Source organism: Zoogloea sp. (genome assembly GCF_028693495.1).
GTDB lineage: Bacteria > Pseudomonadota > Gammaproteobacteria > Burkholderiales > Rhodocyclaceae > Zoogloea.
In genome coordinates this window covers 1-9,105 of sequence record NZ_JAQUVG010000121.1, presented here as the reverse complement: position 1 = coordinate 9,105, position 9,105 = coordinate 1, and the positions used below count along the sequence as shown (strand labels likewise).

Genomic DNA, 9,105 nt, shown 5'->3' with positions numbered 1-9,105 from the left:
AGAACGCCGTAGTAGCCTTCCTCGGTCAGGATCAGCGCATCCATCTTGGTCGGCCGAGCAATCCACAGACGGGTCGGGATGTCGGACTTGCCTTCCAGGACCTTGCCGGCAGCACGGAAGTGGCCGATGTTGGTCATGCAGGAGCCGATGAACACTTCGTCGATCTTGTCGCCGGCGACTTCGGACAGCACCTTCACATCATCCGGGTCGTTCGGGCAGGCCAAGATCGGCTCGGTGACTTCGGCCAGGTCGATCTCGATCACGGCGGCGTACTGGGCGTTGGCGTCACCCTTCAGCAGGGTGCCGTTGGCGATCCAGTCTTCCATGGCCTTGATGCGACGCTTGAGGGTGCGGGCATCCTCGTAGCCTTCGGCGATCATCCACTTCATCAGGGTGATGTTGGAGCGCATGTACTCGACGATCGGCTCCTTGTTCAGGGCAATCGCGCAGGCAGCAGCGGAGCGCTCGGCGGCGGCATCGGAGAGCTCGAACGCTTGCTCGACCTTCAGGTCGGGCAGACCTTCGATTTCCAGGATGCGGCCGGAGAAGACGTTCTTCTTGCCCTTCTTCTCGACGGTCAGCAGGCCGGCCTTGATGGCGTACAGGGGGATGGCATTGACCAGGTCACGCAGGGTGATACCGGGTTGCATCTGGCCCTTGAAGCGCACCAGCACGGATTCCGGCATGTCCAGGGGCATCACGCCGGTGGCAGCGGCAAAGGCCACCAGGCCGGAACCGGCCGGGAAGGAGATGCCGATCGGGAAGCGGGTGTGGGAGTCACCACCGGTGCCGACGGTGTCAGGCAGCAGCAGACGGTTCAACCAGGAGTGGATCACGCCGTCGCCCGGGCGCAGGGACACGCCGCCGCGGGTGGAGATGAAGGACGGCAGCTCGCGGTGCATGCGCACGTCCACCAGCTTGGGGTAAGCCGCGGTGTGGCAGAAGGACTGCATCACCAGATCGGCGGAGAAGCCGAGGCAGGCCAGATCCTTCAGCTCGTCACGGGTCATCGGGCCGGTGGTGTCCTGGGAGCCGACGGTGGTCATCTTGGGCTCGCAGTAGGTGCCGGGCAGCACGCCCTTGCCTTCGGGCAGGCCACAGGCGCGGCCAACCATTTTCTGGGCCAGCGAGTAGCCGGTGCCGGCATCGACCGGGTTCTGCGGCAGGCGGAACAGGGTGGACGGGGCCAGACCCAGGGCTTCACGCGCCTTGGTGGTCAGGCCGCGACCGATGATCAGGGGGATACGGCCGCCAGCACGGACTTCGTCGAGGATGACGAGGGTCTTGAGCTGGGACTCGGCGATCACGGTGCCGTTCTTGAGGGCAGTGACCTTGCCGGAGGCTTCATCCACCTTCAGCTCGATCTCGTCACCCATGTCCATCTGACCGGCATCGATTTCGATCGGCAGGGCGCCGGCATCTTCCATGGTGTTGAAGAAGATCGGGGCGATCTTGGAGCCCAGGCACACGCCGCCGAAACGCTTGTTCGGGACGAAGGGGATGTCTTCGCCGGTGAACCACAGCACGGAGTTGGTGGCGGACTTGCGGGAAGAGCCGGTACCGACCACGTCACCGACGTAGGCGATCAGGTTGCCCTTGGCAGCCAGCGCTTCAAGTTGTTTCAGGGGGCCGCGGGCACCCGGCTCGTCAGGCTCGATCCCCGGACGCGGATTCTTGAGCATGGCCAAGGCATGCAGCGGGATGTCGGGGCGGGACCAGGCGTCCGGCGCCGGGGACAGATCGTCGGTATTGGTTTCGCCGGTGACCTTGAAGACGGTCAGCTTCTGGGAAGCGGGAACCGCCGGGCGGGAGGTAAACCATTCGCCGTCGGCCCAGGACTGCAGCACGGCCTTGGCGTTGGCGTTGCCCTTGTCGGCAAGTTCCTTGACATCGTGGAAGAAGTCGAACACCAGCAGGGTCTTCTTTAGGCCTTCGGCCGCAGCGGCACCGGTTTCACCGTCGGCGAGCAGGTCGATCAGGGGCTTGACGTTGTAGCCGCCGAGCATGGTGCCCAGCAGCTCGGTCGCCTTGACCTTGGAAACCAGAGCACAGGCCACTTCACCCTTGGCAACCCTGGCCAGGAACTCGGCCTTGACCTTGGCAGCATCATCGACACCGGCAGGAACACGGTAGGTCAGCAGCTCAACCAGAAAGGCTTCGTCACCGGCCGGCGGATTCTGCAGCAGTTCAACCAGGGCTTGGGTTTGCTGCTTCGACAGGGGCAGCGGCGGGATGCCGAGGGCAGCGCGCTCGGCAACATGCTGACGATAGGCTTCAAGCATGGGTAGATCCTTCCTAGACGGTGGTTACATGACGTTTGTGCTGACTGGAGCGACCGGTCTTATCGGATCCGGAGCGCCTCTCCCGAATGGACTGGCACCTTGTTCTGATGGGTGGGCCAAGTCTTATATATATTATATTTTATTTCTGTATCGATTGTGCGCCTGCACATTCCATATTTGCCCGCGGGTGGGCCAAACCGGAAGCCTCAGCCACGAAGATAGTCGGCCAGCACGGCCTCGACTGCCTTGAGATTGATAGGCTTGATCAGCAGATCGTCAAAGCCGGCCTCCACCAGGCTCTGTTTCTCTTCAGGCAGGGCATGGGCAGTATAGGCAATCACGCGCAGCCCGCTGAACCGGCTGTCGGCTCTGAGCCGGGCCAGGACCTCCTCCCCCGACATGACCGGCATGCTGATGTCGAGAAGAACCACATCAAAGGGTTCGACTTCCAGCATCGCAAGACCTGTCGGGCCGTCCGCAGCCTCGGCCGAATCCATGCCGAGGCGGGTGACGAAGGCAATCGCCAGACGGCGGTTGATGGCGTTGTCGTCGACGATCAGGACACGCTTGCGGGGACAGGAGGAATCGCTCATGGCGGACATGGATCAGGAAACCGTTTGAGAAAACGGAAGGTACAAAGTGAAGGTGGAACCCTCTCCCGGACGGGAATCAAGACGCAACTCTCCTTTCATCAACACCGCCAGCTCCCTGGCCAGAGCCAGACCGAGCCCCGTTCCCCCGTGTTCTCGGGTCAGGAACTGATCCAGCTGTCGGAATTTCTCGAAAATGATCTGCTGCGCTTCAAGAGGAATGCCCGGCCCTGTATCCCTCACCGAGAAGGCCAACCGCCCTTCCTCAATGCCAACCCCCAAGGCCACACTTCCATTGTCAGTGAACTTGATCGCGTTGTTCAAGAGGTTGTTCAGAATCTGACGAACCCTCTGGGCATCAAGCTCCGTCTCGGAGGGCAACCCCGCAGCAACGCACACCTCCAGCTCCAGCCCCTTCGACTGGGCATGGGCTCGGTGGCCACCAGCCAGTTCGGCCACCAGCCGGGCCGGATCCTGAGGTGCCAGGCGGACCGTCATCCGGCCTGCCTCGATTTTCGCCAGATCCAGCAGATCATTCACGATATCCAGGAGATGTTGCCCGGAGCTGTGGATGGTCGCTGCGAACTCCTGCTGGGCCGGATCGGTCAGTTCCAGCTGGAGCAGCTCCGAGTAACCCAGGATCCCGTTCAACGGGGTCCGCAACTCGTGAGACATGCTGGCCAGGAAGACCGACTTGAGTTTATTGGCCTCCTCGGCCCGGGTGCGCGCATCTTCGGAACGCTTGAAGGACTCCTGAACCTCATCGGCCATGGCGTTGAAGGAGCGGGCGAGTTGCCCCATCTCGTCGGAAGAGCGCACTTCCAGCCGGTGGGACAGCTCCCCCGCCTGAAAGCGGCCCATCCCTTCTATCATGCGGGTAATGCGACGGGTCATGAACTGGGCCATCCAGATGGCCACGATGATCACCAGCACCACCATCAGCAGCGTCGAAATGCTCAGGGCCGCAGCAGTCTGAGCGAGATTCTTCTCGATGGCATCCAGGAGGCCTTGACGCTGCGTCTGGAAGCTCTTGTCCTGTTCCGCAATGGTCTGACCGATCCGTGCCGCGGAGTCGGTCGCCGCCCGATGAAAATCATCCACGTTGGCACCGATGGTCACAAAGCCGAAGCCTCTGAGTGTGGCGCCGTACTGCCCCGTGTAGTACGGAATGGCCGCCGCCGTCGTCAGTTTCCACAAGCCCGAGAAGAAGATCACGAAGGAGCCGGATCCGCCCCGCTCCGTGAGCTGGTTCCAGCCCGCACACTGGGGCGAGAAATTCAGGTAGCGGCAATCCAGCCCCACAGTCCCAGCCTTGACGAGCGCGCCTGCGGGCTTTTTCTTGAGGGATTGCCCGTCAAACGGAAGCACGCCCCGGGAGAACTCGTTCCAGCGCCTGCCCGATGCCTGCCAGGCCTCATAGAGGGTTTGATCCATCCAGGGCACAACCCGCTCGCCGGTGGCCGGGTCAAACCCGGGGATGAAATAATCCCGGGGGTGGGAGATGGCCCGGCTCTTGTGGTCCCACATGAAGGCATAGTTGCCGACGATGGCGTCGTTAATGACCGTATAACGGGCATCCGTGGGCGTGATCCGGTCGGTGAACTGGCGGATGTGATCATGATCGAGAGCGAGGGTCACATAACCCACGATGCGCCCCCCCCGCTCCACCGGCGTAGCCCAGCGGACAATCCCCCTGAAGGGGCGCCCTACCGGATTCTCGGTGCCGGCATAGGCCGAGTCCTCCGGCTTGAATTCGACCCCGGCCTTGACCGCTGCGGCGGGCAGGTAAGGACCGATCACCCGGCTTCCCACATACGCCCCGATCACCTCTGAAACAAAAATCTCACCGGACTTGAGGCGACGCAACGCCGGCCAGTACGTCTCGGCCCGCAGGAAAGTACCTGCCGGCGTACTCACATCCTCAAGCGTCTTGCGGGTCAGGGTACCGGTGGTGACCTTGACCCGCTCGCGCCCCCGAAGATCCACGAAGCTCATCTCCACAAAAAGCGGGCGCTTCTCCTCGGACCCCAGATATTCGGGCGGACGGGCGCTGAAGGCCTTGGCATTGTCAGAAAGCGTCTGGGCGGGATCCGCAGCCAGGGATTCGTCCCAGGTTTCGGGACCGGCCGGCTCCCAACGACTGCGGTCCGCAGACAGCTGCCAGGGACCATGCCTGTGGAGCGTACGCAACCGATACCTCAGAAAGGCCTGATAGGCCGCCTCGCCAGGCTCGATCTGGGCGGCCTGCAACACGTCCGCATCCCGATCGTAGAGGAACGAGGCGACCGCCCGGGCCGTATCGGTGGTCAGGCGCTCGATATCCTCACGAGCCCGGTCGTCCAGCGCCTTGATGGCATCTCCGGTGGCCTCATCCCCCACCTGGCGAATGGCAGAGAGCATCGACTCAGCCAACACCCCGGCCTGCCTGCTCACCGTCTCCCCCAGTGTCTGAGCCATGCCCCAGGCCAGAACCGCGAGCAACAGCAACGGCACCACCTTGATCACGACGAAGATCGCTATCAGTTTGCCGCGGATCCCCCTGGCCCAATGCTTCAGTTCCATGATGAGCTCATCCGTCCCCCAAGACGCTCAGCCTGAACCCTTCAGGCCCACGCCAATTTTTCTCTGTTACCCGAACCCGGGGAAAATATGGACCATTTATCGGCATGCCAACGGAAATCTCAAGGGAATACGTACTTGCAGGCACGCCGCAGTGCCGCGAGAATCGGATCTCTGCCATCCTTCTGCCTGCTCATGACATGACGCAACCCTGCCCCTGTGGCGCCTCTGCCAGTTACGCCCTCTGCTGCGGCCGTTACCTCGACGGACACCTCCCTGCGCCCTCTGCGGAGGCCCTGATGCGCTCACGTTACACGGCGTTTACCCTGGGCCGGGAAGACTATCTGCTCGCCACCTGGCATCCGGATTTCCGTCCGGCAGGACTGGATCTCCAGGAAGACCCCCCTGCCCGGTGGCTGGGACTGCAGGTCAGGCAGCACCTCCCCATCGACGAAGACCACGCTTCCGTGGAGTTCGTGGCGCGCTACAAAATTGGTGGACGCGCCCACCGGCTGCACGAAACAAGCCGTTTCACACGACGGGATGGGCAATGGCTATACATGGACGGAGACATCCACCCCAAGTAAGCGCCCACGCCCTTGCCGGTGGGGGCACACCTCACCGGGAGCCGCAGCAGTGACATGGGGCCTCCCTGGATCAAACCGCCACCAGTTCTATGGTTTCGCCTGCAAATTCGATGCGCTGACCGGGACGTAACTTGGCGCGCTTGCGGTTCTCGATCTCGCCATCCACCTGTACGGCGCCGTCTGCCACCCGCTGCTTGGCCTCCCCCCCCGATCCGCACAGGCCGACGGCCTTGAGGAGCTGATCAAGCTGGATGAATTCGCCTTCGACAGGGAAGCGGATGGTCATGGTGTCAGTCTCCGTAGGAATGCAGTATTACTGCAGGAACAGCGGATTGTGTCAGAGCCATCGCGTTACGCCAATCGCCCAGCGCCTCCTAAGCTCCGAGCGGTGGAAATCCGTGCCGCTGCCGAGCCCGGGCGCATCCCTCATCGCCAATGCCCAGGGAGGCGTAGGGGGCGAAGTCCCGACAGGGCCCAGGGCGGCGGTCGTAAATGGTGCAGCACACGGCCTGACCCACCTCCCCTTCAAGCGCGATGCAGCGGGGGGGACCCGCGTCGGTCCCCTTCATGCGTACCAGGGTCGCCGTCACCGGCACGGTCAGGGCTAGCGGGACACTGCCGCCCGGGCAGGTTTCCAGATCGGAGATATGAAAATCCACCCGGAAGCTGGCGCAGCAGGCCCCGCAGTCAAGACAGGGATCGGCCATGGTTCAGACGCTGGCACCACAGCATTTCTTGTACTTCTTGCCGCTGCCACAGGGGCAAGGCTCATTGCGTCCCGGACCACTCGTGGCTGCCACTGCGCCGCTCACCACCACGGGGTCGGGGGCGGGCAAGCCCAACGCACGCCAGTTCTGATAGAGGTGCTGCACAGCAATGCCCTTCTGCTCCAACTCGGCCAGCTGGGCTTCGGCATCGGCCGGACTGGCCACCTCCTCCTCTTCACCGAGGATGGTTTCAAGCAGGGACTCGGCAATGGCTGTCTCGGGCACGCTGTCCGACCATTCGGCCGGCCACAGTTCAAAACCCTGCTGAAAGCCCGCGGTCCACTCCTCCCCGATGGCAGGATCGTCATCACCTCCCTGGGCGTAGCAGAAAGGTTGCCACCCCTCGGCTTCACCCTCCTCATCCCCTTCCTGGTCTGCGATCATTTGAACCAGCTCGTTGTAATAACGCAGCACCAGCTCGATGGCCTTCTGGAGGGAAGCACCGGAGCCGAACCCTACTTCGCCCTCATCAGCCGTCCAGACGGCAGGCAGCCACTGCTCCATCGGAATGGGCAGCGGGGAGCTGACGATCGCAGCCAGGTAGCCGTCGAGCATTTCAAGATTCATGCAATCGGCAGGGACCTCGTCGGAGACCAGCAGGTCTTCGAGCTGCTCCAGCTCTTCTTCGGTCATCGGAATGGATTGGGGCGCGTTCATGGCTGATTTTTCTCCAGGGTCGTTGGGCGATCGAGCTCCACCACACACCGATAAAGGGTCTGGCCGGAATCCCGGTACTTGCGTTCAAAAGGGGTCAGCGGAGAGGGGGCCTCCAAGGGCTCCCAGGCCGGGACCGTGCCGGTCATCACCCCCACCGCGAGGGCGAACTCTTCCACATAAATGTTCCAGTTGCTGCGACACTCCAGCCGGCCACCCAGACGCAGGATGAACGGGAAGACTGGATGGGCATGCCAGCGACGGGCCAGATGACCAATCTTGGGCCAGGGATTCGGATAGAGGATGTAGTGCCGCGCAAGGCGGACGCCGGCCTCACTCATCAGGCGCCAGTAATCCACCAGGTCCGCACGGATGAAGATCATGTTTTTGGGCAACAGGGCATCCGGATAGGGTTTTTTTCGGCTGAGCCGGTCCTCCGACTGGTCCACGCCAATCACCCAGTGGTCAGGAAAGGTCCTGGCCAGCTGGATCGTGCTGTGTCCCACGCCGCAACCGGCGTCCAGAATCAGCGGAGCCTGCCCGTTCCAGCCCGCGAGGCTGGCGGCAAAGGCAGCCTTGTTGTAATCGGTGCAGGGTTTGCGAAACTCGTTGCGCAGGTGTTTCTCGACCCGCTCAAGGAGATTTTCGTGCACACCCTGCTGGGCGCTTTCGGGAATCCTGGAATTGGCGTACATCGCATCAATTCTACGCTCAAGCGGCCACCCGCAAGAGCGGCACCCCTTGATCAGCCAGTATCTGGGCCACCCGATGGGCCTCCCGATGGGGACGTACTGCCGCGTAGAGCACTTCGGCCTGAGGAAAATTGCGACGCAGCAGGTTCAGCCACTGCTTGAGCCGGCCGGGGGCGTGGCGTGCCTCCACCTTACCCAGGACACGCAGCCAGAACTCCCCGATCAAGGGCAGCAACTCGGACCATTCGGCTCCTCGGTCTGGCTTAGGGTCTCCCCCTGCACGAATCCGCCGGGCGAGGAAAGGATCGGCCACCGCGCCCCGGCCAAGCATCACGTCAGCAGCCCCACTCACCGAACGGCAGCGCATCCAGTCGGCCTCGCTCCACACCTCTCCGTTAGCCACCACGGGGACCCGAACCACGTCCGCAATGCGCCCGACCCATTCCCAATGAGCAGGAGGACGGTAACCGTCCGATTTGGTGCGCGCATGCACCACCAGACCCTCCACCCCCCCCTCTGCCAGCGCGCGGGCACAGTCGAGGGCCTTTTCCGTGTCATTTACGCCCAGGCGCATCTTGGCGGTAAACGGGATGTGGGCCGGCACCCGGGGACGGATGGCGCGGGCGATGGCATGCAACACCTCGGGCTCGTCGAGCAGCGCAGCCCCGCCCCCATGACGGTTGACCGTTGGTGCGGGGCAACCGAAATTCAAATCGATGCCAGCAGGGTCCAGGCCTGACAGACGGGCAGCGTTCTCCGCCATGGACAGGGGATCGGAACCCAGCAACTGAACCCTGACCGGCGTACCAGACGAGGTGAGGCTCCCGGTACGCAGTTCCGGCGAGAGTCGGAAAAAGGCCCGGGGGGGCAAACGCACACCACACACCCGCACAAACTCCGTCACCGCAAAATCGTAGCCGCCCACGCGGGTCAGGACCTCCCGGAGGATGTCGTCGGCAAGACCTTCCATCGGG

9 protein-coding genes and 1 pseudogene are annotated in these 9,105 nt (G+C 63.0%); 2 read left to right on the top strand and 8 right to left on the bottom strand.

The genetic code is table 11. From position 1 onward, the window contains the following. From acnB to PHD22_RS15285, 3 genes are all read right to left on the bottom strand, one after another. Positions 1-2,282 (bottom strand): bifunctional aconitate hydratase 2/2-methylisocitrate dehydratase (gene acnB, locus PHD22_RS15295; RefSeq protein ID WP_299868760.1); only part of this gene is annotated, 2,282 nt, incomplete at its 3' end. A gap of 206 nt (positions 2,283-2,488) precedes the next feature. Next, on the bottom strand, positions 2,489-2,875 hold the full coding sequence (locus tag PHD22_RS15290) for a response regulator (RefSeq protein WP_299868757.1): 387 nt from the start codon (positions 2,873-2,875) through the stop codon (positions 2,489-2,491). A gap of 12 nt (positions 2,876-2,887) precedes the next feature. Next, complete coding sequence (locus PHD22_RS15285; RefSeq protein WP_299868755.1) at positions 2,888-5,434, bottom strand: ATP-binding protein; 2,547 nt, start codon at positions 5,432-5,434, stop codon at positions 2,888-2,890. A gap of 104 nt (positions 5,435-5,538) precedes the next feature. On the opposite strand from PHD22_RS15285, the pseudogene PHD22_RS16950 reads away from it, so the two are divergent. Beyond that, positions 5,539-5,688: pseudogene (locus PHD22_RS16950) on the top strand (SEC-C metal-binding domain-containing protein); the annotation flags it as partial. Between the two features lie 39 nt (positions 5,689-5,727). Beyond that, entirely contained in the window at positions 5,728-6,018 is a 291-nt protein-coding gene (locus PHD22_RS15280; protein WP_366520750.1) for a YchJ family metal-binding protein, read from the top strand. Positions 6,019-6,088: 70 nt separating this feature from the next. On the opposite strand, the gene PHD22_RS15275 is transcribed toward PHD22_RS15280, so the two are convergent. The 5 genes from PHD22_RS15275 to PHD22_RS15255 all read right to left on the bottom strand — a co-directional run. Next, positions 6,089-6,304: an RNA-binding S4 domain-containing protein gene (locus PHD22_RS15275; RefSeq protein ID WP_299868749.1), complete on the bottom strand. Its 216-nt coding sequence runs from the start codon at positions 6,302-6,304 to the stop codon at positions 6,089-6,091. An 88-nt stretch (positions 6,305-6,392) separates the two neighbouring features. Continuing rightward, on the bottom strand, positions 6,393-6,725 hold the full coding sequence (locus PHD22_RS15270; RefSeq protein WP_299868746.1) for a YkgJ family cysteine cluster protein: 333 nt from the start codon (positions 6,723-6,725) through the stop codon (positions 6,393-6,395). 3 nt (positions 6,726-6,728) lie between these two features. Continuing rightward, on the bottom strand, positions 6,729-7,442 hold the full coding sequence (locus tag PHD22_RS15265; protein ID WP_299868743.1) for a UPF0149 family protein: 714 nt from the start codon (positions 7,440-7,442) through the stop codon (positions 6,729-6,731). Next, a complete protein-coding gene (locus PHD22_RS15260) occupies positions 7,439-8,134 on the bottom strand; it encodes a methyltransferase domain-containing protein (protein ID WP_299868740.1) in 696 nt (231 codons plus the stop codon). Before PHD22_RS15260 ends, PHD22_RS15265 begins: the two co-directional genes overlap by 4 nt. A 16-nt stretch (positions 8,135-8,150) precedes the next feature. Continuing rightward, on the bottom strand, positions 8,151-9,105 hold a 955-nt coding region (locus PHD22_RS15255; protein WP_299868737.1), incomplete at its 5' end, for a tRNA-dihydrouridine synthase family protein.

Bases quoted from the DNA above. Each gene is read 5' to 3' on its own strand.
- PHD22_RS15290 (WP_299868757.1), bottom strand. From the start codon at position 2,875: ATGAGCGATTCCTCCTGTCCCCGCAAGCGTGTCCTGATCGTCGACGAC.
- PHD22_RS15285 (WP_299868755.1), bottom strand. From the start codon at position 5,434: ATGGAACTGAAGCATTGGGCCAGGGGGATCCGCGGCAAACTGATAGCG.
- PHD22_RS15275 (WP_299868749.1), bottom strand. From the start codon at position 6,304: ATGACCATCCGCTTCCCTGTCGAAGGCGAATTCATCCAGCTTGATCAG.
- PHD22_RS15270 (WP_299868746.1), bottom strand. From the start codon at position 6,725: ATGGCCGATCCCTGTCTTGACTGCGGGGCCTGCTGCGCCAGCTTCCGG.
- PHD22_RS15265 (WP_299868743.1), bottom strand. From the start codon at position 7,442: ATGAACGCGCCCCAATCCATTCCGATGACCGAAGAAGAGCTGGAGCAG.
- PHD22_RS15260 (WP_299868740.1), bottom strand. From the start codon at position 8,134: ATGTACGCCAATTCCAGGATTCCCGAAAGCGCCCAGCAGGGTGTGCAC.